General features: G+C 58.0%; 26 protein-coding genes and 1 pseudogene. 8 read left to right on the forward strand and 19 right to left on the reverse strand.

What is annotated here, in order from left to right; genetic code table 11:
• The 10 genes and pseudogenes from C5748_RS26005 to C5748_RS26050 all read right to left on the reverse strand — a co-directional run.
• A partial coding sequence (locus tag C5748_RS26005; RefSeq protein ID WP_158259939.1) for a DUF7933 domain-containing protein occupies positions 1–1,786 on the reverse strand: 1,786 nt, incomplete at its 3' end.
• A gap of 872 nt (positions 1,787–2,658) precedes the next feature.
• Positions 2,659–2,835: pseudogene (locus tag C5748_RS26010) on the reverse strand (nitrilase-related carbon-nitrogen hydrolase); the annotation flags it as partial.
• Between the two features lie 61 nt (positions 2,836–2,896).
• Entirely contained in the window at positions 2,897–3,895 is a 999-nt protein-coding gene (locus tag C5748_RS26015) for an acetamidase/formamidase family protein (RefSeq protein ID WP_105745797.1), read from the reverse strand.
• Between the two features lie 42 nt (positions 3,896–3,937).
• Positions 3,938–4,651 (reverse strand): ABC transporter ATP-binding protein, encoded by a 714-nt coding sequence (locus C5748_RS26020; protein ID WP_105745799.1) that lies wholly within the window; start codon positions 4,649–4,651, stop codon positions 3,938–3,940.
• Positions 4,644–5,360, reverse strand: a complete 717-nt coding sequence (locus tag C5748_RS26025; RefSeq protein WP_105745801.1) for an ABC transporter ATP-binding protein — start codon at positions 5,358–5,360, stop codon at positions 4,644–4,646. Before C5748_RS26025 ends, C5748_RS26020 begins: the two co-directional genes overlap by 8 nt.
• The gene (locus tag C5748_RS26030) at positions 5,360–6,442 is read right to left on the reverse strand and encodes a branched-chain amino acid ABC transporter permease (RefSeq protein WP_105745802.1); all 1,083 of its coding nucleotides are present in this window, start codon (positions 6,440–6,442) and stop codon (positions 5,360–5,362) included. The genes C5748_RS26025 and C5748_RS26030 overlap by 1 nt, the downstream gene beginning before the upstream one ends.
• Before the next feature lies 1 nt (position 6,443).
• Positions 6,444–7,316 carry an ABC transporter permease subunit gene (locus C5748_RS26035; RefSeq protein WP_105745832.1) on the reverse strand — a complete coding sequence of 291 codons (873 nt, stop codon included), beginning with the start codon at positions 7,314–7,316 and terminating at the stop codon, positions 6,444–6,446.
• Positions 7,317–7,400: 84 nt separating this feature from the next.
• The gene (locus tag C5748_RS26040; RefSeq protein ID WP_105745804.1) at positions 7,401–8,639 is read right to left on the reverse strand and encodes an urea ABC transporter substrate-binding protein; all 1,239 of its coding nucleotides are present in this window, start codon (positions 8,637–8,639) and stop codon (positions 7,401–7,403) included.
• 37 nt (positions 8,640–8,676) lie between these two features.
• Positions 8,677–9,342 (reverse strand): ANTAR domain-containing response regulator, encoded by a 666-nt coding sequence (locus tag C5748_RS26045; RefSeq protein ID WP_105745806.1) that lies wholly within the window; start codon positions 9,340–9,342, stop codon positions 8,677–8,679.
• Positions 9,339–10,499 (reverse strand): transporter substrate-binding domain-containing protein, encoded by a 1,161-nt coding sequence (locus C5748_RS26050; protein WP_105745808.1) that lies wholly within the window; start codon positions 10,497–10,499, stop codon positions 9,339–9,341. Before C5748_RS26050 ends, C5748_RS26045 begins: the two co-directional genes overlap by 4 nt.
• 228 nt (positions 10,500–10,727) lie before the next feature.
• Here C5748_RS26050 and C5748_RS26055 point away from each other — a divergent pair, with 228 nt between their 5' ends.
• From C5748_RS26055 to C5748_RS26090, 8 genes are all read left to right on the forward strand, one after another.
• A complete protein-coding gene (locus tag C5748_RS26055; protein WP_425350305.1) occupies positions 10,728–10,949 on the forward strand; it encodes a 4-hydroxythreonine-4-phosphate dehydrogenase PdxA in 222 nt (73 codons plus the stop codon).
• Positions 10,950–11,214: 265 nt separating this feature from the next.
• Positions 11,215–11,988: a FadR/GntR family transcriptional regulator gene (locus C5748_RS26060; RefSeq protein ID WP_105745810.1), complete on the forward strand. Its 774-nt coding sequence runs from the start codon at positions 11,215–11,217 to the stop codon at positions 11,986–11,988.
• 25 nt (positions 11,989–12,013) lie between these two features.
• Complete coding sequence (gene rpiB / locus C5748_RS26065) at positions 12,014–12,463, forward strand: ribose 5-phosphate isomerase B (RefSeq protein ID WP_105745811.1); 450 nt, start codon at positions 12,014–12,016, stop codon at positions 12,461–12,463.
• 30 nt (positions 12,464–12,493) lie between these two features.
• Entirely contained in the window at positions 12,494–13,411 is a 918-nt protein-coding gene (locus C5748_RS26070) for an NAD(P)-dependent oxidoreductase (RefSeq protein WP_105745813.1), read from the forward strand.
• Positions 13,408–14,085: an amino acid ABC transporter permease gene (locus C5748_RS26075; protein ID WP_105745815.1), complete on the forward strand. Its 678-nt coding sequence runs from the start codon at positions 13,408–13,410 to the stop codon at positions 14,083–14,085. Before C5748_RS26070 ends, C5748_RS26075 begins: the two co-directional genes overlap by 4 nt.
• Before the next feature lie 13 nt (positions 14,086–14,098).
• A complete protein-coding gene (locus tag C5748_RS26080) occupies positions 14,099–14,776 on the forward strand; it encodes an amino acid ABC transporter permease (RefSeq protein ID WP_105745817.1) in 678 nt (225 codons plus the stop codon).
• 26 nt (positions 14,777–14,802) lie between these two features.
• Positions 14,803–15,528 carry an amino acid ABC transporter ATP-binding protein gene (locus C5748_RS26085; RefSeq protein ID WP_105745818.1) on the forward strand — a complete coding sequence of 242 codons (726 nt, stop codon included), beginning with the start codon at positions 14,803–14,805 and terminating at the stop codon, positions 15,526–15,528.
• Between the two features lie 44 nt (positions 15,529–15,572).
• Positions 15,573–16,370, forward strand: coding sequence for a transporter substrate-binding domain-containing protein (locus C5748_RS26090; RefSeq protein ID WP_105745820.1), 798 nt, complete (start codon positions 15,573–15,575; stop codon positions 16,368–16,370).
• 145 nt (positions 16,371–16,515) lie between these two features.
• Here C5748_RS26090 and C5748_RS26095 read toward each other — a convergent pair whose 3' ends face one another.
• From C5748_RS26095 to C5748_RS26130, 9 genes are all read right to left on the reverse strand, one after another.
• Positions 16,516–17,145, reverse strand: a complete 630-nt coding sequence (locus tag C5748_RS26095; RefSeq protein ID WP_199194907.1) for a glycine betaine ABC transporter substrate-binding protein — start codon at positions 17,143–17,145, stop codon at positions 16,516–16,518.
• 89 nt (positions 17,146–17,234) lie between these two features.
• Entirely contained in the window at positions 17,235–17,675 is a 441-nt protein-coding gene (locus C5748_RS26100) for a transglycosylase SLT domain-containing protein (RefSeq protein ID WP_105745824.1), read from the reverse strand.
• Positions 17,663–18,223 carry a S26 family signal peptidase gene (locus C5748_RS26105; RefSeq protein ID WP_245581983.1) on the reverse strand — a complete coding sequence of 187 codons (561 nt, stop codon included), beginning with the start codon at positions 18,221–18,223 and terminating at the stop codon, positions 17,663–17,665. The genes C5748_RS26100 and C5748_RS26105 overlap by 13 nt, the downstream gene beginning before the upstream one ends.
• Positions 18,207–18,476, reverse strand: coding sequence for a helix-turn-helix transcriptional regulator (locus C5748_RS26110; RefSeq protein ID WP_105745826.1), 270 nt, complete (start codon positions 18,474–18,476; stop codon positions 18,207–18,209). Before C5748_RS26110 ends, C5748_RS26105 begins: the two co-directional genes overlap by 17 nt.
• 226 nt (positions 18,477–18,702) lie before the next feature.
• Entirely contained in the window at positions 18,703–19,188 is a 486-nt protein-coding gene (locus C5748_RS28365; RefSeq protein ID WP_158259940.1) for a DUF2285 domain-containing protein, read from the reverse strand.
• A complete protein-coding gene (locus C5748_RS28370) occupies positions 19,178–19,519 on the reverse strand; it encodes a transcriptional regulator domain-containing protein (protein ID WP_158259941.1) in 342 nt (113 codons plus the stop codon). Before C5748_RS28370 ends, C5748_RS28365 begins: the two co-directional genes overlap by 11 nt.
• Positions 19,520–19,522: 3 nt before the next feature.
• Positions 19,523–19,678: a hypothetical protein gene (locus C5748_RS28375; protein ID WP_158259942.1), complete on the reverse strand. Its 156-nt coding sequence runs from the start codon at positions 19,676–19,678 to the stop codon at positions 19,523–19,525.
• A 72-nt stretch (positions 19,679–19,750) separates the two neighbouring features.
• Positions 19,751–20,461, reverse strand: a complete 711-nt coding sequence (locus tag C5748_RS26120; protein ID WP_158259943.1) for a helix-turn-helix transcriptional regulator — start codon at positions 20,459–20,461, stop codon at positions 19,751–19,753.
• A gap of 408 nt (positions 20,462–20,869) precedes the next feature.
• Positions 20,870–21,109 (reverse strand): type II toxin-antitoxin system TacA family antitoxin, encoded by a 240-nt coding sequence (locus C5748_RS26130; protein ID WP_245581984.1) that lies wholly within the window; start codon positions 21,107–21,109, stop codon positions 20,870–20,872.
• Between the last annotated feature and the right edge of the window lie 272 nt (positions 21,110–21,381).

The following is a 21,381-nucleotide window of genomic DNA, read 5'->3' on the forward strand; positions in this document are numbered from 1 at the left end:
CCGCGTTGTAGGCGGGCGAGGAGACGGGCGTGCCCTCCGCCGTCGTCGTCAGCGTGGTCGAGGGCACGGCCGTGCCGTCAGCCTGCACCACGTTGGTCATGTCGAACTCGAAGCTGCCGGTGTCGCCTTCACTGATCTTCTGGACAGTCAGGCAGGAAGGACGCGCCTGGAGCCGGTTGCCGATATTATCGCTGGCGGCGATGTTTGCCGACGTGATCCTGATCCACGTGAGGGTGCCGCTGCCCGGCGCGAAACGGAAGGTGGCGCTCTGTCCCGGATCGTCGGTTATCGCGCCATTGCGGCGGACGACGCCGCCCGCGCCGAGCAGCAGGTCGCCGTCGATCTTGACGATCTGGCCGGTCGAGACGCCGCCGCCCAATTCTATCGTCAACGTCCCGTTCGGTGAGATCGGGTCGATGTCGATGAGCATGAACTGCAGCCACTCGGCCGGGATCGGCTGGGTGAAGTTCCATTGGAGGGTGTAGTTGCCTCCCAACTTGTACCACTCGCTGGTGGTCCCGGTGCCCCAGGCGCCGGTCCCCGTTTTCACCACGCTGCCGCCGTTTGCGAATGGTGCAAGCGAGAAGGCTGCTCCCGGCGCCACTTCGCGCGGCGAGCAGGCGCCCGAAACGGGAGGCGCCTCCATCGTGTCGGTATCGCTGGCCGTGTTGTTGGTCGTGTTGGAATCGGTCGCGCCATCGGGCGCGGTCACGGTCGCCGTATTGGTGAGGCTGCCCGAATAGCTGCCCGGAATCCCGATGCCGAGCGTATAGGTGACCGAGGCTCCCGACGGCAGATCGGCAGTGGTATCGATCGCGCCCGTGCCGCTCGGCGCACCGCACACGGCACCGCCCGTGGCGCCACCGCAGGTCCAGTTCGCCTGCGTGACGCCCATCGGCAGAGGATCGGTGATCTGAGCGCCGGTCACATCGTCGGGGCCGATGTTGCTCACGACGATCGTGTAGGTGGTATCGAGGCCGGGCGTGTAGGTCGTGACGCCATCATCCTTGGTGATGGAGAGGTCAACGTCCAAAGGTTCAGTCACCGTCAGCGTGGTGCTGCTGCCGGGGACGAGGTTGCCGACTGACGTCGACATGTTGGTGGCGTCGTTGGTGTAGCTGCCAACCACGGTGGACGTTACGTCGACGGTAATCGTGCAAGTGGCGCCCGGGACGACGCTGATATTGGTTGCCCCTACGGAGGTTGCACCCACGGCCAAAGCCCCGCCTGCGCCATTGCCGACTGTGGGGCTGCCGCAGCTTCCATTGTTCGTGGCAGTGGCCGAAGCGAGCGTCACGCCCGCCGGCAGATTGTCGGTGAAAGCAAGCGGCGTAAGCGTGACTGAGGCGGTCTCGTTCGGGTTGGTGATCGAGAAGGTGAGCTGGCTCGTTTCACCCGCCGCGATCGTCGCCGGGCTGAACTGCTTGGTCAGCGGCGCGGTGGGGAAGGAAACGGTCCACCACCAGCCATCCCGGTTCGCACTCGCGGATGGTGGGATCGCATTGTTATCGAACGTCAACGCGCTGATCGGGCCGCCCGTGAGACGGACCGAACCGCAGCTTTCATGTGCCGTAGCGCCCGTGCTGTCGAGGCAACCTGTAAATCCGACGTCCTGCAAGACCTGGTTGTTCAGCGTCGTTCCGCTGATATCCATCGTGCTATTGCGTGCAACCACTTGCAGTCCGATGGCCGAGCCGGTCGTGCTCGTGCCGCCAATCGTCAGTCGCGAGGGGCCGAGATTCCAGACATGCAGGATGGGAGCGATTATCGGTTTGCTGAGACTCAAGGAGCTCACGACTCGGTCGTTCGGCTCCATGCAGTTCGACGTCCACGCGGAGGCGCTGTTGCTGTCCGGTTCAAGAAACGGTGCAGCACTGGGATCGTTGGTAGCAGCGCTGTTCGTGACCACCCCACCAAGAAATCTGCCACACGGCGGAGACGCGGAAGTGGGCGTACCGGTTACCGAGGTCACCGTCTCTGTCAGGATGACGCCTGGATTTCCGTAGGTACTGCTCCCCCAAGTGAATGTGCGCTGATCACCAACAACGGTTCCCGAGGGTCCAAAACTAGTCGTGCCCGAGGCAGGCCAAGCCTGCGACGGCGCTTCCGCGGCCTGGGCATCGCTTACGAGCGCCATGGTGGCCAGCATTGCCAAAGAAGCCGCCAACGCGCGGGCAGAGGTCCGTTCTGCAGTGGAGAGATAAACACGGTGCGCGACATCGCGCAGCAAGGCTGTATGAAGCATAAACGGTCCCCTCGGATGCGAAACCATTCGATGACCGCACGCCTCCCGCATATACGCCGTCAAAGTAGCGCAACCGCAAATTGCTGCCGCTTCAATGTCGACCGAGGCATATCGAGCACCGGACAATGTCAACAAGAGAGAGAAAAGGGCAGACTCGCGCAGGGATGTATTTCAACATCCTATGGTTTTCATAAGCACTTGCTGAAAATCATTTCAGGATCGTGAAATGTCTTAATGAAAGGTTAAAGCAGTTCTTGTTTTAGAGCGGTTCCTGTTTTGATGGAAACGTCCAGAGCGGTTCATTTTTAAATAGAAACGCTGGCGGGACAGCGCCCCCTCTATCCGCCCTTCGACAAGCTCAGGAGGACAGAGGGGCGCCTCGCGATTCCATCAAAACAGGAACTGTTCCAGCCTATTTCCGTGCGATCGTACCAGCAGTAACCGGTCGTTGCCATTTCCGGCGTGGTTATCAGTTTCGCATCCGACAAAGCTGCGCTTTCGACAAGTTGCAACAGAGCTTCAATATTGGCCTCCTTCGCAAACAAGGTTGGCTCAAACTGTATAGCGGCGGCTTTGAACGGGGGAAGCATTGGAGACCTCAGCGACGGCGAGGGAAAAGCGGCCATGGAAGTGCGGGCCGTTCCCACAGCGTCAACGCGACACGCCGGAAATCGATTTCAGGATCGAAGCGCCCAACGTATATTTCGGGTCGACCATATTGCCGAGCCGGACACGTCCGCACTGGGTGAGCAACATGTAGGCATCAATTTCATCGAAGCCAAAGTCAGCCGACAGCCAACGAATAAGCTCACGATAGGCTCCTCGAACCGCGTCCTCCATCGGTCGGGCTGATCCTATCGTCATGAAGAATCTCTCGTTTTCCAGCCGAGGGGACCTTATGGTCCAGTTCTTGATGATATCCACTTTAACCGTTGTGACAGTAGGATGCTCAATGGCGACGCCACAAAGTTCACCATCCCCTTGCGCTGCGTGACAGTCGCCAAGAAACAAGTAAGCCCCCTTGGTGTTGACAGGCAGATAAATAATCGCTCCTGGACCAATATCTGGAAGGTCCATGTTGCCGCCATAATAATCCGGAACGAGAGAAGAAATTGCCTCGATTTCGGGCGCTGTGCCGATGGTCCCGATAAAGGGTTCATAGGGCAGAGTGATCCGATCGCTCCATTTCACGCCGGTTTCGACGTCGACGTGAAGCTTTCGGACACGTTCCGGCAGCGGAGCGGTTAAGAGTGCCGTGTCGGCCGTTGGCACAAGCCCACCAAACTCCGGCATTATGACCGTCGTGCCCCGTGGCTGTGGGCCGCGCGGAACGATGCTCTCTATATAGACCGCAAGACAGTCGCCTTTTTCGGCGCCGTTGATATAGATGGGACCGTTTTGCGGGTTGAGATAGGGAAAATTGAGAATTTCGCTTGGTTTGTCGGTCTCGAATTGAATTTTTCCCTCGAAAGCATCGTGCGTCTCCGCTGAAATCACAGCGCCCGGATCGACGGTCAAGACCGGCTTCTCAAAGGCACCATATACGTAAGGGTAGCTGCCTTGCGTCGCCTCTGTAATGGAGTGCGTGCTCAACGCCTTTCCCCCGGCTTCGCCTTTGCGGGCCATGATGGATTGTTCAAACCAGGACATTTTTTCTCCTTTGCAATGTTGTTGCGATGTTTTTGCGGATCATCAAACTGAAAGGTAACGGCGCACCGTTTCTCGATCCTGCAACATGTCTTTCGTGAGCTCTGCGACGAGGCGGCCCTTGTCCATGACGTAACAACGCTGTGCCATTGCCCGGATCATGTCGATATTCTGCTCGACGAAGACAATGGTAACGCCGGTCGTTCTGTTCAGTTCGACCATGATCCGGGCGATGTCCTGGACAATATTGGGCTGGATGCCCTCGGAGGGTTCATCAAGCAAAATAAGCGAAGGGGCGCCCATCAATACACGGCCAATGGCAAGCTGCTGCTGCTGTCCGCCCGACAACGTTCCGGCAAGCTGGTGTTTTCGCTCCCGAAGGATGGGAAAGAAGCCAAAGATCTCCCTCAACCTATCCTTTGAAAAGGACCCGCCTATCGACTCGCCAACGGCCATGTTTTCAAGAACGCTCATGCGTGGGAAAACATCGCGCCCCTGTGGCACATATCCAATGCCAAGCCGCGCGCGCAGATAAGCCGCCAGTGCGTCGATCGGTTTGGACTGGAACAGGACAGATCCCTTGTCCGAGGGAAGCAATCCTATCAGGCTTTTGATCAGGGTCGACTTTCCAACGCCATTTCGTCCGATAATGGCAACAATCTCACCTTTGCGGATCGTCAGATCCGCGCCCTGCAATACCGGTTTGCCGCCATAACCCGACCAAAGCCCCTTCGTTTCAAGAATGACTTCATCACGCATGAGATTCTCCGAGATAAATGGCCGCGACTCGTTCGTTGGCGACGATCTCGTCGATCGTGCCTTGAGCAAAAACCTTGCCTAGATGCAGCACCGTGACGCGTTGAGCGATCTGGCGAACGAAAGCCATATCGTGTTCGACGGCCAAAACCGTTACTCCGGCGCGATTGAGCGTCTGGAGCATCTCCCCTGTGGCAAATGTCTCATCGGGCGTCATTCCCGCCGTGGGCTCGTCCAGCAGGAGAAGTTTTGGCTTCAAAGCAATCGCCATACCGATTTCCAGCCATTGCTTTTGCCCATGGCTCAGATTACCGGCCAATTGCTTTGCAGCCGCGCGCAGATTGAGAAAGTTCAGCAGACGCTCGACCTCCTGTTTCAATGCAGTCGGCACCACATGATGCTGAAGCGCTATCTGCAGATTTTGCGCAACGCTCAAGGCTTTGAATATTCCGGGCACCTGGAACTTGACGCTAATGCCGCGGCGTATGCGTTCATAGGATTTGGCCCGGGTGATATCGTGATTTTCGTATAGGATTTCGCCGCTTGTCGGAAAATGCTCACCGAGGATTAGCCTGAAGAGCGTGCTCTTACCTGCACCGTTCGGGCCAATCAGACAGTGCATTTCCCCCGGTTCAAGCACGAAATCGACCCCGCCCGTCACATGAAGGCCACCGAACCATTTGTTAAGCGCTCGCGTTTCGAGAATGGGCATCACAACACCTGTTCCGACTTGGCTCTTTTTCTAACCCGCCGTTTGGAGACCAGTGACACCACACCTGCAACAATGCCGTTTGGAGCAAGCAGAACCGTCACGACCAAGAGTGTGCCCATGGCGACAAGCGCGTATTGACTGCCATAAATTGTGAGCGCCTGGAAAACGAGGAGCACCAGAAACGTGCCTAACAGCGTGGTGGTCAGATCGCTTCGCCCACCGACAGCCACCCACACGATCGGCAAGGAAGCAGCTGTCATTCCCATGGATGCTGGCGTGATGTAGTTGCCCCAGGAAGTGTAAAGCACGCCCGACAATCCCGCGAGGGAAGAGCCAATGACAAAGGTGCCAAGCTGATACTTGCGCACGTCATAGCCGAGCATCTCCGCACGTTCCGGATTCTCGCGAATGGCAACGATGACATTGCCAAAGCGAGAATTTACCAACACACGCAGACCAAGATAAACGAAGACGAGCAAGACCAGTGTTACGTAGTAAAGGCCGACATCGGGAAGCAGCACGATGGGACCGCCGGGCCATGGCACGGTCAACGATGGCATTCCTCCCATTCCGTTAAAACCGTTGAGCCGTGCCGTGCCGATGTGCCATTCAGGACCGGCTGTCTGAGAGATAAAACGCTCCATCACGAGGGTCACGGAGAGGGTTACAATGCCAAGAAATACGCCGCTGATCCGGCCGAAAAAAAGGAAATATCCAAGAATTGCCGCACAGACCGCACTGATGAGTCCAGCGGCGATGAGCGCGAACAATGTCAGGCCATAGGCATCGCCCAAGTTGATTGTCAGCACACCATAGGCATAACCGGCGATACCGAAAAAAGCGGTTTGCCCAAAGCTGAGTGAACCGCCATAGCCCCATATCAAGCAAAGCCCCAGGGCCATGAATATCCAGTTGAAGAAATAGACATTGTTTCCAACATCGTAGCCGTCGGCAAACAGCGGATAGGCGAATGCTGCGACAAGAATGAGGATGACCCCAGACCAAAAACGGCGTCCGCGTCCGAGCGTTTGCGGTCCTTCAAGCAGAGTCACGATTGAGACAAGATGGGAAAGCGCAGACATATCAAGGCCTTTCGTTCAGAATCCAGCCGGAGATACCCCGCGGGAGAATGCGGATAACAATGATGACCGAAAGGAGCATTCCGATCTGGCCGGCCAGTTGACCATGCCACGAGGTCAGGGCTGCCTTGATGACACCGAGGATGGCGGCCGTGGGAGCCGTACCGAGAAAAATGTCGGCGCCGCCAATGACGACGGTCACGAATGCCTCAACGATAAAGGCGCTGCCCATGGTGGGAACAAGCGTCATCGTGGGCGCGTAAAGCCCGCCGGCCAAACCCGCGAGCGCTGCGCCGAGCCCAAAGGTCAGGCTATAGATCAGCCCTGTGTTGACGCCGAGGGCTTGCGCGATATGAGGCACCTGAATGGTCGCGCGGGCGAGTACGCCAAAGCGGGTACGGGTGAAGACGAGCCACAGGGCTGCAAGCGTTGCCAATGCTGTTCCCATGAGCACGATCCGGTAGACCGAATAGGAATAATTGCCGACCATGAAGCTGCCAAGGGGCGTTCCGCTCCCCTGCATTGTCGAACCAAGGACAATCAACGTGCCTTGGGTGACGATCATGGATATTCCCCATGTCGCCACGATCGTATCGAGCGGTCGCGAATAGAGGTGGCGAATAATGAGGCGTTCAAGCGGCATGCCAATCAACCCGGCGACACCGGCTCCAACAGCGATGGAGAGTGGAAGCGGCAATCCCATCTGTGTCGCGCTCGTCGAAACATAGGCGCCACAAAGGATGAACTCGCCGTGGGCCAGATTGATGACGCCCATCATCCCAAAAATGACAGCGAGACCGCAGGCTGACAGAACAAGGAAAGCGAATGCATCCCCGCTCTGGTAGAGAAAACTGAAAGCGGAATAGAGCAGGTCCATGACAAAACCCAACTGGAGAAAGCGAATGACGCGGATCATTGATCGGACGCAGCAGAAAGGCACTGCCGCGTCCGCAAGATGCCGTTACTCGGCAGCGACAGGAGGGTTCGAAGGGGTGTATTGCGCGCTTGGATCGCTCTTCGTCAGATCGCAGCCCGCATCTCCGAGCCAGTAAGGTTTGACGTCCTGCCAGACTTTTGGAAAGTCGATCGAGTGATCTTCTTTCACATGCGCCAAAAAGATCGTGTGTGACATATGCTGGCTCTTGGGATCTATGCACACCTTGCCTTCGGGAGCATCGAAACACACATCGCCCTGGGCGATGACCTTACGGATGTCCTCACGCTTGGTGGATTTCGCCCGTTCAACCATCTGCTTGTAAAGATGGACCGCAGAATAGGAATTTTCGGCTTCCTGATTGATATAGGGCTCGCTGGGGAATTTCTTGTGCCACTTCTCGATGAAGGCCTTGCTGGCAGGCGTATCGACTTCTTCGATGTAATTGACTGTCGCATACATATTGGCAAGGCTTGGAGCCTTGAATCGCTTATGTTCATAGCCTTGGCCAACATTGACGGACGAGGCCATGGGGACCTTCAGGTTGGCAGCGCCAGCCTGTTCATAATAAGACGCCTGTGCTGTCCCCACGAGCAATGTCACAAGAACGTCTGGCTTGGCGGTCTGGATATTCTGGATCGTCTGCGAGAACTGCGAAACGCCGAGCGGAATGAATTCCTCCCCGACCATTTCGCCGCCATTCTCCTTGACGATATTTCGGACCCATTCGGCCGATATTTGACCGAAATTATAGTCGGCGGCGATGGTGTAGACCTTCTTTCCATACTTTTCCATCATATAGGGGATAAGCGTGGAGAACTGCTGTTCAGGCACTGCGCCCGTTATGACCATATTTGCATCGCACACACCACCTTCATACTGATTGTTGTAGAAAGCAAAACCGTCGAACTGATTGACGATCGGACGGTAGGCCTCGCGAGAGGCTGATGAAAACCCCGCAAATACGGCATCAACCTTGTCTCGCTGCAGGACGCGTCGCATGAACTCCTGGTAGCGGGTATTGTCTGACTGAGTGTCGTAGACGACCAGTTCCAACGGCCTACCATCAATGCCGCCGGCAGCGTTGATCTCTTCGGCAGCCAGTTGAATGCCATGGACTTTTCCAATCGTGGCAACTGCAAAATCTCCCGATTGATCTTCCAGCACCCCAAGTTTGATCGGCGTCTTATCTTGCGCGGTCGCCAGCCCAGAAAAAGGCAATAGAATGCCGAGCACCGCAAGGGTGCTGATGAGATGCCTCGCCATTTTTAACTCCGTTTTTTGATGAGTCGTGTTGTTTTTGTCAGCCCTTTAGAGCAAGCCGTTCCCTATATTTGTTTTCATTTTTATCTTGTTCCCGGTCTAACTCGAGCATGCTCATGCAATAGTCTTCTATGCATAAACGCGCACACATGCTTTCTTTACGCAGCGATTCATACGCTGTATCTTCACTAATACCATGGATCTTCATAAGATAGATTACTGCCTTGACCACGAAGGCCCGCTTTCTACGCTTTGCGTAAAGCATATCTGCGGCATCGACGAATACTTCTTTTCGGTTATATTCGTTCACAGCGAGAAAAAGCGCCGAATAGACGGAGCCGCCATAAACCGGCTTGGCCAGAAAAGCCGTTGCCCCGAGCAATAACAAGGCTTTGAGCCTGCTGGGTGCCTCTATACCGACAAGCCCGACAACCGGTGCAGGTGGAAGCGTAGTGCTCCCTGCCCCGTTCAAGGAACACCAGTCGGGCGGCAACATCATGTCGCCATCGATGAACAAGATATCGCGGTCGGGATTGATATTTTCAAGCGGCGGTATGAGTGGATCTGCCAGGTTGACGTCCATGGTCTCTGGTTGAAGACCGAGCTTTTTCAACGTGGGTGCAAGCGTCTCGGTCGAGTGTCCGGTTAGCGCGCAGATCAGCGCTCGATATCCATTGAAATTCTGGACCAAACGATGCGTTTTCATGACACAATCCTTACCAAAGACTGGCGCTGAACTGGCTCCAATGAAGGAGAGGAACGGATCATGTAAGGATCCGGGCGAACGGGTTTGTGTGCGTGAACGATAACGTCGAACGTGCAGTCACTTCGCGACCGACCGATGCGCGGCGTAAGATATGCATGCAGCGTTTCCGGATCGATCATGACGCATCCTTGGGGGGCATCGAATTTCTGGAGAACCACTGATCGCTTGACTGAATTGACGTCAGCGCATCCCGCTGCCTCGACAGCGTTTGCGAGAATGGAAACGGCAATGAAGGCGGCTTCAGCCTCGGCAGAAACGACAGGGCCGTCGGGAAACGCATCATTGTACGCCGTCACGAACTGATCGTTGCGGTCGCCTGGAAGGGAGGAAAAATACACGCTGGAACTGATATGACCATCTGCCGCATCGGAACCGATTTCTACCAGCTCCGGCTCAGAAAGATTGCAGCTCGCGATCGGAAACCGTGCAACCTGATCAATACCTTTTTCGGCACAAGCAGCCCGGAATTTCCTAAAAAAGGCATAGGAGGATTCGCCAATCAAAGCACTGAAAACGAAGTCTGGCTCAGCCCGAAATATCGCATCGATGACGCTATCCACATCGGTATCACCGACGGGAATATACCGTTCGGCCAGGATTCCCCCACCACGTTTTTGTAGTCCCTCGCGCAAGATGCGATTGCTTTCCCAGCCCCATATGTAATTTGACCCCACACAGAAAGCTCGGCGACCGAAATTTGTAAAAAGATAGTCAATGAGTGGCGACATATGATGGTTCGGCGAAGCGCCGGTATAGACCACACCCGTCGAACTTTCGAACCCTTCATAATGGGATGGGTACCATAGCAGACCGTCGCACTTTTCTATCAGCGGAATGACCTCCTTACGGCTGGAAGATGTATAGCAACCAACGATGTGCTTGATGCCGCGATCCAACATTATTTGCATCGCGGGAGCATAGGCTGCCAGATCACTTCCTGGATTAATGGCAAAGGGCTCCAGACGGACGCCTATATCGTCGCGACGATTGATCTGCTCGCACGCCAGATTTGCACCATTCAACAAGGTCCGCGCTACAGTTCCATAGGAGCCTGTACTCGAAAACAGAAGACCAATCGGTACGTTCGTGCGGTTCATGTTAAACCCAAAACGGAAAACCCCTCAGCATATCTCTGCTGCGGGGGCCAAATTGCCAGCTATGAATGGTGATGTTGGCGCACATATGAGCATCGTTGCTCGGCGCTTATTTTTTAGGCTAGCAGCGTTGATTTCCCCTGTCAATCGAGAAATTCAACGACTAATGAGCACCGACGCCGTGATCTTCCATTGCGCTGGCGGAACCCGTACCTGCCGGCGGATATTCAAGTGGCTGGCATTGGCTTTGCAGGACATCGATCTCCTGCCGTCAGGATAATGGCCGAAAGGAGCCGGGATCGCCGAGGGCCATTTCCGTCCGACACGATCTACTTGAAAGCCTTCGCAAGTGAATATGACGGCGCTCTGGCCATGCATCACGACCAGGGGCAAATTGCGACGAAGATGCGGGGTTTCGATCGCGGCGTGATCGTCTGTGCGGGTTCGACATAGTCTTCTCGACGCCGGCGCATGCCACTTCGAAAACGCGGCAAGGCTTGCCTCCAGTCTGATCTCCGCAAGGAACTGCCGCGGCCAGCGGCTATTTGCGAATAATTGCAAGAGTGAACGCTGCAACTTGACATTATTGATTGACTGAAGCCGCTGCGCGCAAGTGCGCCACAGCAATTTTTTTGTTTGAAAACAGGGCCGACTCCCCATTCCCGCGACAGCGATTTTTACTGGTTGACTAGAGGTCATACCACGGTATTATCAAAGAATGACCACTGAGCCCCAGATACTTCGCGAGACGAGTGATCCAAGAACCGCCTATGACAAGGTGGCGACGTTTCTGCGCGATCAGCTTCTTTCAGGGCGACTGCGCACGGGGGATTGCCTTTTGCCCGAGCGTGAGCTTGCCGCCCGCCTTGATGTGTCGCGACCGGTGCTGCGCGAGGCATTGCGCGCCCTTGCGGTGATCGGCGTTGTTGAAATCCGTCATGGCGTCGGCACCATCGTCAAACGGCCGGATGCATCGACACTCGGTGAGTTTTTCACCTTCGTTCTGGCACAGCAGCCTGACGTGATCGATGACATCATGCAGGCGCGTGTCGCGATCGAGCATCACTCGATCCGCCTTGCATGCCGTCGTGCAAGCCAGCCGGATTTCGATCGTCTCGCTGCGGCACTCGCAAAGATCATCGATACGATCCGCGACCCGGTCGCGGGAGGTATCGCCGATTTCGAGTTCCACGAGGCAATCGTGAAAGCGGCGCATTCGCCGACCCTCATTACAATCTACGGCTCGATTTCCGAGCTGATGCGGCGCTCGCATCTGGAACGTCGTGAGCAGATCATCCAGATCGAAGGCATCAACGAATTTCTCATCGATCATCACCGGATGATCTTTTCCGCCATCGTGGATCGCGACACGCCGAAAGCCGACGAGCTTCTCGCTCGGCATTTCGAGATAGGCGCCGATTTTCGCCGGCGCGCGACCGCGCGCTACGCCACGATCGGTGGCGAAACGGCAACCACCCAGCCCGATATTTGATCGGCATAAATCAGAGGACGACCGGATGAAGATTGTAGTGGGCAGCGACCATGCCGGATTTCCGCTCAAGGCGGATATCATCGCCTTCCTGAAGGAGAGCGGCCACGACATCTATGACGTCGGCAGCTTCGATCCGAACCCCGTGGACTTCCCGGATATCGCTCAGCTTGTTTGCGCAAAGGTGCGCAATGCAGATGCGGAGCGCGGCCTCCTCGTCTGCGGTACGGGCGTTGGTGCAGCCATCGCCGCCAACAAGGTTCGTGGTATCCGCGCCGCAGTCTGCCATGATGTGCATTCAGCTCACCAGTCCGTCGAACATGACGACGTCAATGTCATGTGCATCGGCGCCCAGATTGTCGGCCCATGGCTGGCGCGTGATCTCGTTGCGTCCTATGTCGCCGCATCCTTCGATCGTGGGGACGCGGATTTCGTACGGCGCGTCGAGAAGCTTGCCGAAATGGAAAACGACGCCTGAACCCATCAGGCCATGTGAGGGAGGAATTTCATGAGTGCAGGTGACAAGAAAGGCAATGTCGGATTTGTCGGCCTCGGCGTCATGGGCCGGGAGATGGCCCGCAATCTCGTGGTGGCCGGCTACACGGTGCGCGCCTTCGATGTCGTGCCTGCTGCCGTGGAAGTCATGAGTGGCACCGGAATCATTCCTGCATCAACTCTCGCTGAAGTGACTGCGGACGCAGATATCGTGGTGACCATGCTTCCCGATACGCCGCACGTGGCGGAAGTCGTTCGCGGTGCGGGTGGGCTTCTTGCCTTCCCGCCGAAAGGGCGACTTCTCGTTGATATGAGCACGATTTCGCCGGAGGCGACGCGCGTACTTTCGCAGGAATTGGCGCAGGCCGGCATCGCGATGCTCGACGCGCCGGTTTCCGGTGGGCCGATCGGCGCCAAGGATGCCACGCTGTCGATCATGGTCGGCGGTGATGAGGATGCATTTCTGCGCGCCAAGCCGGTTCTGGAAGGCATGGGCACGACGATCAATCACGTCGGCGTTTCCGGTGCCGGCCAGACGGTGAAGCTCTGCAATCAGCTCATCTGCGGGATCAATCTTCAGGCCATCTGCGAAGCGTTGGCTCTCGGAAGGGCATGCGGCGTCGATCTCAACCAGATGCGTGAAGTGCTGATGGGCGGGTCTGCCAATTCATGGATGCTTGAGAAGCTTGGTTCAGCGATGATTGACGGCGATGCCGCCGCAGGTTTCCGCATCGACCTGATGTTGAAGGATTTACGACTTGTGCTGGAAACGGCGCAGCATCAGAGCGTGCCTTTACCGGGTACGTCGCTTGTCACGTCGCAATATATCGATGCGCGTGCGCATGGTGAAGGCTCGAACGGCAATCAGGCGCTGTTCCGCGTCTATGACCGCATGAGCGGTCAACGCGTTCAAGACGGCGCTTCGCGATGACTCTCGACTTCACCGCCATATTGTCGCGTTGGCAGATGCTTGCCGATGGTCTGGTGCTGACCATCCAGTTTGCTGCGATCACGACCTTGACAGGCTTTCTGATCGGCACATTTTGCGCGATCGCGCGCCGCTCGGATGTGGTTTTCCTCAAGCGGATTGCCGCATTTTACGTTGAAGCGATCCGCAATACGCCATTTCTCGTGCAAATTTTCGTCGTTTATTTCGGCCTTTCGAGCCTTGGCTTTTCATTTTCGGCAGTGACGGTCGCGATCATAGCGTTGACCATCAATGTAGGCGCCTACACGGCCGAAATCATGCGCGCCGGCTTCGATTCCATCCATCGCGGCCAGTGGGAAGCGGGCGAGTGCCTCGGCCTCTCGCGGGCGCAGAATTACTGGCATGTCGCGCTGCGCCCCGCCATGGAACGCATGTACCCATCGCTCACCAGCCAGTTCATTCTGCTGATGCTGGCATCCTCGGTCACATCGCAGATTTCTGCGGAGGAATTGACGGCGGCGGCGAACTTCATCCAGTCCGAAACCTACCGCCCGTTCGAAACCTACATCGTGATCGCGTTTATCTACCTCGCTCTGTCGTTGATGATGCGGCTGATGTTCTGGGCGTTCGGCCTCCTTGTATTTCCGCGCCTGAGGCGTCTGGGAACCAGTTTGTGAGGATGTGACGATCATGAACAGCGCAATCAATTCCGCCCATCTCGTCTTTCTTCTGAATGGCGCATTTTGGACGCTGGTGCTCTCGTTGATGGCATTTGTCGGTGGCGGGCTGGGAGGGTTCGTCATCGCGCTTGGGCGCACCTCGCCGTTCAAGGTATTGAGGATGCTCGCCGGCACCTATGTCCAGATCGTTCAGGGCACGCCGCTTCTGGTGATCCTGTTCCTCACCTTCTTCGGCCTGCCGACGCTCGGCCTTTCCATTTCACCCATGCTCGCCGCCGGTCTTTCCCTGACGATCTATGTCAGCGCCTATCTCGGCGAAATCTGGCGTGGTGCGCTCCAGTCCGTGCCCCGCGCGCAGTGGGAGGCGGCAGAATGCCTGGCGCTCAGCCGCACACAGCGCCTTTTCAAGGTGATCCTGCCGCAGGCCGTGCGTATCGCCACGCCGCCGACCATCGGTTTTTCGGTGCAGATCATCAAGAACACGTCGCTGGCGTCTGTCGTTGGCTTCGTCGAACTGACGCGCGCAGGGCAACTCATCAACAACTCGATCTTCGAACCGTTCGCAATCTACATGATCGTGGCGCTGCTTTATTTCTGCCTTTGCTTCCCTGTTTCAGTCCTCAGCCAGCGTCTTGAGCGCGGCGGCGGCGCATCCCGTCTGCGCACCCTCAAGGCCGTGTCCGCTTGAGGACGCCACCCCATTCGGAGACCGCCATGCCAATTGTAGAATTGAAGGATGTGAAGAAGAGCTTCGGCTCCCTGCCGGTGCTTCACGGCGTATCTTTCACCGTCGAGAAAGGTGATGTCATGGCGCTGATCGGCGCAAGCGGCTCCGGAAAAAGCACGGCTCTGCGTTGCATCGACCGCCTGGAGACCATCGACAGCGGCACCATCGAGGTGTGCGGCCACAAGGTCCACGATCGCGATCTTGACCTGCGCAAGTTGCGGCTGGATGTCGGCATCGTGTTTCAAAGCTACAACCTCTTTCCGCATCTGACGATAGAGGAGAACATCACTCTTGCACCGCGCTCGGTGAAGAAGATGGACAAGGCCGGCGCGCGTGAAATCGCGCGCGAATGTCTGGCCAAGGTCGGGCTTTCGGAGAAGGCGGACAATTATCCGGAGCAGCTTTCCGGTGGCCAGCAGCAGCGCGCGGCGATTGCTCGCTCGCTCGCCATGGAGCCACAGGTCATGCTTTTCGACGAGGTCACGTCGGCGCTCGATCCAAAGCTGACGGGCGAGGTGCTGAAAGTCATCGAGACACTCGCCGCGTCCGGCATGACGATGATCATGGTGACGCATGAGATGGGGTTCGCCAGACGCATCGCCGATCAGGTCGTGTTCATGCATCAGGGACTGGTCCATGAATCCGGCACGTCCGGCACTCTCACCGAACCGGCGACACCGGAACTTCGCGAATTCGTCATGAATGATTTCTGACGTGTGAAACCAGCACTGCAAACAACAAACCGGGAGGAGAAATTATGAGGAATATCAGGAGTTTTCTAGCCGCTGGCGCTCTTTGCGTAGCACTTGTTGCGCCTTCAGCGTCAGCTTTTGCAAACAGTTATGAAGACATCATCGCATCCGGCAAGATCAGAGTATCGACTGATCTTGCGATCCCGCCATCCGGCATGCTCGATGCCGATTTGAAGCCGATCGGCTCCGATGTCGAAACGGCCGAATTGCTGGCCAAGGATTGGGGGCTGGAACTCGAATTCGTCGAGACGACAGGCGCCACCCGCATCCTCAATTTGCAGACCAACAAGGCGGACATCGTGATTTCAACCTTATCGGTCACGCCGCAGCGCGCCGAAGTGATCGATTTTTCGACGCCTTATGCCGCTCTTCGCTCGGTCATCGGCGCGCCTGCCGGTTTGGAAATTAAGGATTGGGAAGATCTGCGCGGAAAGACCGTAACGGTTACGCGCGGCACCACGCAGGATACCGAACTGACCGCCATGGCATCGGAGCGCGGCTTCAACGTTGCGCGTTATGACGATGACGCGACCATGGTGACCGCCGCCGTCAGCGGTCAGGCGCAGATGGTCGCCACTTCGGAAACCCTCGTGAACCAGATCGGAAAACGAAACACAACGCTGGCCTTCGAGCCTAAATTCGTCATTCGCACATTCGATCTTGCTATCGGCGTTCGCAAGAACGAGCCCGAACTGCTCGAAAAGCTGAATGACTGGGTTTCGGAAAACCTCAAGAACGGCAAGCTCAACGCGATCTATGAAAAATATCACGGTTTGTCATTGCCGGCAGAAATGCTGAAGTAGCAGCAACTGGGGCGGCCCTCAGGTCGCCCTTTTTGCTTTCAGGGCCATAAAATTCCGAAATGTTTTGCCTTTAAATATTACTGCCGTGGGATCGGGCATGCGGTTTCCCGTTCGGCATTGCGAACGGGAAACCGTGCGGCCAAATTCAGATAAGGCCGTTATCGGTGAGGAATTGCGTCGCCACCGCCCCAATGGACTTCCTGTCCACATCGACCTCGGCGTTGAGCGTTTGCATCACGCTATTGGAAAGCTTGGCCGAGAGGGCATTGAGCGGCTTCTCGAGGCCGGGATTGGCTTCGAGCACGGAGGTGCGCACCACCGGCACAGTGGCGTAGTTGGGGAAAAATCCCTTGTCGTCGGTCAGGATGCGGAAATCGAACGCCTTGATACGCCCGTCGGTGGCGAAGACGAGAGCGACATCGACCTGGCCGTCACGCAGCGCCGGGTAGGTCAGCCCGGAATCCATCGGCCTGAGATCGGCGCGCGTCGTCTTGAACCCATATGCCTTCTCAAGGCCGGGCAGTCCGTCCGGACGGCCGGGAAACTCGGCGTTGACGGCCATGACCAGGCCGCCATCGTCGTTATAGGATGCCGCGAGGTCCGACAATGACTTGATCGCATCGGTCTTCTCGTTGCTCGCCTGAACCGCGAGGGCATAGGTATTGTTGGCTGCGGACGGGTTCAGCCAGGTGATCCCCTTTTTTGCATCGAGTTCCTTGACTGTGTTGTAGGTATCCTCGGCGCTCATCGGCTTGTCGATGTGGTTGCGGGACAACCGCATGCCAGCGCGCGGCTGGATCTGTGATAGCCGCGCGTCCGACGCCACCCGGGGTAGAGTCGGCTCCTGTAGCGGTCGAAGGAACGTCATTGGAACCTGGGAACCTTGCCGTGGCTTTCCCGGCCCAAACGGGCGCGGAATGACCAAGGCGACTGGCGAACGCCACGGCAAGGGACGGAGCCTTCGTAGTAGTCGGAGGACGGGAAAGCCGTCCACATGGCGAAGGGAGGCAGTGCGTACTGCAGACGCATGTCGCGATAGGTGTCCGGCATCACCTGCATGAGGCCGACGGCGCCGGCATTTGAGATGATCGGACGGCCGTTGAGCATGGTCCGGCCCTTGCTCTCGGCGTCCATGACAGCGTAGATCCAGGATGGCGGAACACCAAAACGGCGCGCGGCTTCCAAGACGTGTTTGTGCCAACGCGCCAGCCGCTGATGGACGGAGACGGTCGCCGGCTCGGCGGCGGGCCAGGCGCAAGGCGCGGCGGCGATCACGCCGAGCATCACGAGGATCAGCCGGTCCATAGCGGCACGAGCCTCCCGATGATGGTTTCGGCCGGGGCCGGCCCGAAATAGCGGCTGTCGAAGGAGCCGCCAGCGTCGCCATTGAGCAGGAAGATCTCGTCGCCGGCCAGCCTGCGGCACGCATGCCACCAGGGCAAGGGACGGCCCTGGCGGTCGCGTTCAAGGCGTCGTGCGGCGATCGCGCCGGCGATGATGATGATGTCATGCAAGGCGCAGACATGCTCGCCGGGCATCGCGGCGATATGCTTCACCAGCGGCACGTCGCGGGGCAGATAGCCGCGTTGATCGGCGAACCGGGCGACGGATCGCGGCGTGCGGACAAGCACGAGATCACCGTGTGCGGGCGCGACGCGACCGATGCGGTAAAGACCTCGCGGCGCGCTTGCCGATACGTTCCACACCAGCCAGGGTGACGAATCGGCCAATGCGTGAAGCCGATCAGCGCAAGGTCGGCCGATGCGGCGGCGATCACCTTGCGTGCCCGGGTGCAGCTTGGGCGGCGGCCGACCGGCAGGATCGAGGGCCGCCGGCTCATGGCCGGTTTCCATTGTCGGAGGAGTCGGTCTCGCGCTGCGCGCCTTCGGACACGGCGTCCCGCGTGCAGTCTTTCGACCAGTCGTCGAGCTCGTCGATGTGGTAGCGGACATAGCGGCCGTGCTTGCGGTATTTCGGGCCGCCGCCGCGTATCCGCAACTTTTCCAGCGTGCGGCTGTACAAGCCGATATAGAAGGCGGCCTGCGCGGTGTTGAGAAACGGGCTGCCTTTCCTGGCCGTCGCGGCCCTGCTGATCTCGTCGTCCATGGCCTTCTCCTCGCTTTCGATCTGGAAGCGGCGAGAGCGAAGCTGAGACACGGAGCGTCGCCATCTCCACCAGCACCTCCACGCGAGGCGGCTTGGCGACAGTCTCCCGTATCCGCGGAATGGGAACGCTTGACACGGAGAAAGCGTCGTATCGGCTGTCGCGATATCGCGCGCCATCCAGCCGGCTCATTCGGCTCCAAATCCGGGCTGACACCCCCCTCTTCCGTCAGCGCCACAGCAGCTCTCGATAGCCGCCATTGACCAGTTTGTCGGCCGTCAGGATCAGGCGCTGGACCTGGCGGCGCAGGGAATCGGACTTGCGCCGGTCCTCTCGGACGCGCTGTTCGCCAAACAGAGCATTGGCGAACTCCCGCTGACTTGCTCCGGCGCGTGCGCCATCATAGGCCTGCAGGGCCATTGCCCATCGACGGCCCCGCCTTTCCGGCCGATAAAGCGAGCGTGGCAAACGCCCCCGCCGCCACATGGCGAGCAGGCGGCGCAAGGTCAGGACCTTGGCCTCGATACCGGTAAAGCCGGAAAGATGATAATCGAGCCGCACCGGCCCGGCCAGCATGGTTCCGGCAACCACGTCCAAACGGATGCAGCGCGGCCCCTCGGCGATGAGCACATGTTCACCGTCGCTCGACCGAAGGACCGTCACGGGGTGCGGTACGCTCAACAGATCGAAGGCATCCTGCGCATCAATGTCCATGACGGGATGCGCTTCCACCTCGAGAACCATGGGATGACAATCGCTGTACCAGAACACGCGGGCCGCGCAGGCCGGCAATTGCGGATTGTCGACGAAATCGCAACCCCCAGGGCGACGCCTCGGGCGCATTGTCTTCAAGCGTGAAAAGATGAAATGGCGGCATGTCGCGCACGATTTGCCTGGACGCCCGCCAGGAGGCATTGGCGATGTAGCCCGGATGACGGCGCAGCCACTCCCAGGACCATTCGGCACGCTCGAGATGGCGAAGCGCCTGATATTGGAAGCCTGCCTGCCAGTCGACGGATTGACCGCCCTGCATGGACGCTTGCATCCGTCAATCTCCGGCAGTCTCGATCGCACGTCCGGCCGGCCGCGCAAGGCGCCAACCGTGCGCGCCGGTATGGATTTCGTGATGGATCGGGAACTGTTCTTCCAGGTGACGCGCATGAGCGGACCGGTTCGAAGTATCGGCAATGTGAAGCTGGACCATGAGCACCCCCCTCCTCGCTCATGGTCCTACTTCCTCGATTTTCAGATCGCCATTCCGGAATCTGGGGATTGCTCAGATCATGATTTCCTGCCTGCGCAGGGCTTCGACGACGGAATGAACGACGTTCGCGGTATCGAGCCGGTCCTTGGCGTTGCGCACGTGCGCGTCGACTGTGTTTTGCGATATCCCGAGGATACACGAGACCTCCCAGGCGGATTTCCCGGCGCTGGTCCATTGCAGGACCTCGCGTTGGCGTTCGGTGAGTTTGGGAGCGGCAGCCACGCCCCGTTCCGGCAAGATGCGCATCGCGGCGCGATAGGCCTGCTGAGCCAGGACATAAATCATGTATTTCATGGCCGGCGCGAGATCGATGGCTTCGCCCGCCACGCTTACAATGGTGGGAGGCGTGAAGGGTGCGTGAACGGGGATGCAGATTCCTTCTCGCAGGCCGAAACCGGCGGCTTCATCCATGGCCTGACGTGCGCGGCTGTGCAAGGTCTCCCGCCTGACATCGCTCCACTCGAACGGATCGGCCGTCCTCAGCGCGCGGGCCAAACAGGGATCGTGGTTATAATGCCGCATCGATGTGTAATGCCGATACCACGCGAGCGCCCATTCATTGATCAGCACATGTTCATGCCAGCGCTTGTCATATTCGGCGGTCAGGCTGGTGATGAAACACGCGGTGAAGCCGAAACGGGCAAGATGCGCGCCCAGGCCGCCGACGATCGCTTCGGCGGTCAGCGCCTGTTCGATCCGCGCCGCGCAGTCAAGAAAGTTCATCAATGTGTTCTGGTCCATCGCTGCTCATCGCCAAGGCCGTGCCGGACAAGGTTCGCTCATGGACAACACGCACGCCGGCCATTCTTCGCCAAAGGCGGCAGCATACGCCTGGTGATGGCAGATGAAACTACACAATGTCGTAGCCGGACTGGTGATGCCGTCGCATCCAACCGCACGATGCAGCCGGCAAACGGGACGACGATACACGCCCAAGAAGCAGGCTCCAAAACGTTGGCATGGCGAAACGGGCAGCACAGGGTCTGAACTCGATCGAGCCAAATCTCCAAACATCTCTCGCCTGCGTCCGTAGATAACGGTCGAGGCTGTCGACGCCACACGAGAAGGCGTCGCGACCGTGATCGGTCGAGAGCGGCACGATTTGCAAGTCCGATTGGGATGTCGCCATTCTTACGAGGCAATCCGCCGCTTGTGGCCGGCGAGCGCGCGCTGAAGACGTTCGTTCGGCTCGGGCGGATTGATCAGTGCATCGAAGAAAGTTTCGCGATCGCGGTCGGATAGCACGAGCATTTCATGCTCGGCGATTGTCCGGCGTGCCGTGTCGGCCAGCGCGGTTAGGCAGAAGTCGCTCACCTTGCGCTGCGACAGGTAGGCAGCGCGCTCGATGAGATCCTTCGTCGCTGCCGTCAATCCGAAGCCCGAGCCGTTCTACCCGGCTCGGCGCGTCCTGGTGCAATCTGGTCTGTTTATGTGGCATAGACATTGACCTGAACACGTTTCTCTTCCTCCATAGAGGTGCGTCTGTTTGGCGAACAATGCAAGTCCATCTGACGTCCAGGGCAATCGCTTGAAGAACAGCGCTTCCATCGGCGGAATTGTTATGATTCATAGGGAACCTCGATTTTATGGAGGTTTCCTATGTCCGGCAAAGCACTACTCGATCAGTTTGGCTCCCTTGAAGA

This window comes from Phyllobacterium phragmitis, assembly GCF_002980495.1.
Taxonomy (GTDB): Bacteria; Pseudomonadota; Alphaproteobacteria; order Rhizobiales; family Rhizobiaceae; genus Paramesorhizobium; species Paramesorhizobium phragmitis.

Bases quoted from the DNA above. Each gene is read 5' to 3' on its own strand.
- C5748_RS26015 (WP_105745797.1), bottom strand. From the start codon at position 3,895: ATGTCCTGGTTTGAACAATCCATCATGGCCCGCAAAGGCGAAGCCGGG.
- C5748_RS26020 (WP_105745799.1), bottom strand. From the start codon at position 4,651: ATGCGTGATGAAGTCATTCTTGAAACGAAGGGGCTTTGGTCGGGTTAT.
- C5748_RS26025 (WP_105745801.1), bottom strand. From the start codon at position 5,360: ATGCCCATTCTCGAAACGCGAGCGCTTAACAAATGGTTCGGTGGCCTT.
- C5748_RS26030 (WP_105745802.1), bottom strand. From the start codon at position 6,442: ATGTCTGCGCTTTCCCATCTTGTCTCAATCGTGACTCTGCTTGAAGGA.
- C5748_RS26035 (WP_105745832.1), bottom strand. From the start codon at position 7,316: ATGGACCTGCTCTATTCCGCTTTCAGTTTTCTCTACCAGAGCGGGGAT.
- C5748_RS26040 (WP_105745804.1), bottom strand. From the start codon at position 8,639: ATGGCGAGGCATCTCATCAGCACCCTTGCGGTGCTCGGCATTCTATTG.
- C5748_RS26045 (WP_105745806.1), bottom strand. From the start codon at position 9,342: ATGAAAACGCATCGTTTGGTCCAGAATTTCAATGGATATCGAGCGCTG.
- C5748_RS26050 (WP_105745808.1), bottom strand. From the start codon at position 10,499: ATGAACCGCACGAACGTACCGATTGGTCTTCTGTTTTCGAGTACAGGC.
- C5748_RS26060 (WP_105745810.1), top strand. From the start codon at position 11,215: ATGACCACTGAGCCCCAGATACTTCGCGAGACGAGTGATCCAAGAACC.
- rpiB (WP_105745811.1), top strand. From the start codon at position 12,014: ATGAAGATTGTAGTGGGCAGCGACCATGCCGGATTTCCGCTCAAGGCG.
- C5748_RS26070 (WP_105745813.1), top strand. From the start codon at position 12,494: ATGAGTGCAGGTGACAAGAAAGGCAATGTCGGATTTGTCGGCCTCGGC.
- C5748_RS26075 (WP_105745815.1), top strand. From the start codon at position 13,408: ATGACTCTCGACTTCACCGCCATATTGTCGCGTTGGCAGATGCTTGCC.
- C5748_RS26080 (WP_105745817.1), top strand. From the start codon at position 14,099: ATGAACAGCGCAATCAATTCCGCCCATCTCGTCTTTCTTCTGAATGGC.
- C5748_RS26085 (WP_105745818.1), top strand. From the start codon at position 14,803: ATGCCAATTGTAGAATTGAAGGATGTGAAGAAGAGCTTCGGCTCCCTG.
- C5748_RS26090 (WP_105745820.1), top strand. From the start codon at position 15,573: ATGAGGAATATCAGGAGTTTTCTAGCCGCTGGCGCTCTTTGCGTAGCA.
- C5748_RS26100 (WP_105745824.1), bottom strand. From the start codon at position 17,675: ATGGACCGGCTGATCCTCGTGATGCTCGGCGTGATCGCCGCCGCGCCT.
- C5748_RS26105 (WP_245581983.1), bottom strand. From the start codon at position 18,223: ATGGAAACCGGCCATGAGCCGGCGGCCCTCGATCCTGCCGGTCGGCCG.
- C5748_RS26110 (WP_105745826.1), bottom strand. From the start codon at position 18,476: ATGGACGACGAGATCAGCAGGGCCGCGACGGCCAGGAAAGGCAGCCCG.
- C5748_RS28365 (WP_158259940.1), bottom strand. From the start codon at position 19,188: ATGGACATTGATGCGCAGGATGCCTTCGATCTGTTGAGCGTACCGCAC.
- C5748_RS28370 (WP_158259941.1), bottom strand. From the start codon at position 19,519: ATGCAAGCGTCCATGCAGGGCGGTCAATCCGTCGACTGGCAGGCAGGC.
- C5748_RS28375 (WP_158259942.1), bottom strand. From the start codon at position 19,678: ATGGTCCAGCTTCACATTGCCGATACTTCGAACCGGTCCGCTCATGCG.
- C5748_RS26120 (WP_158259943.1), bottom strand. From the start codon at position 20,461: ATGAACTTTCTTGACTGCGCGGCGCGGATCGAACAGGCGCTGACCGCC.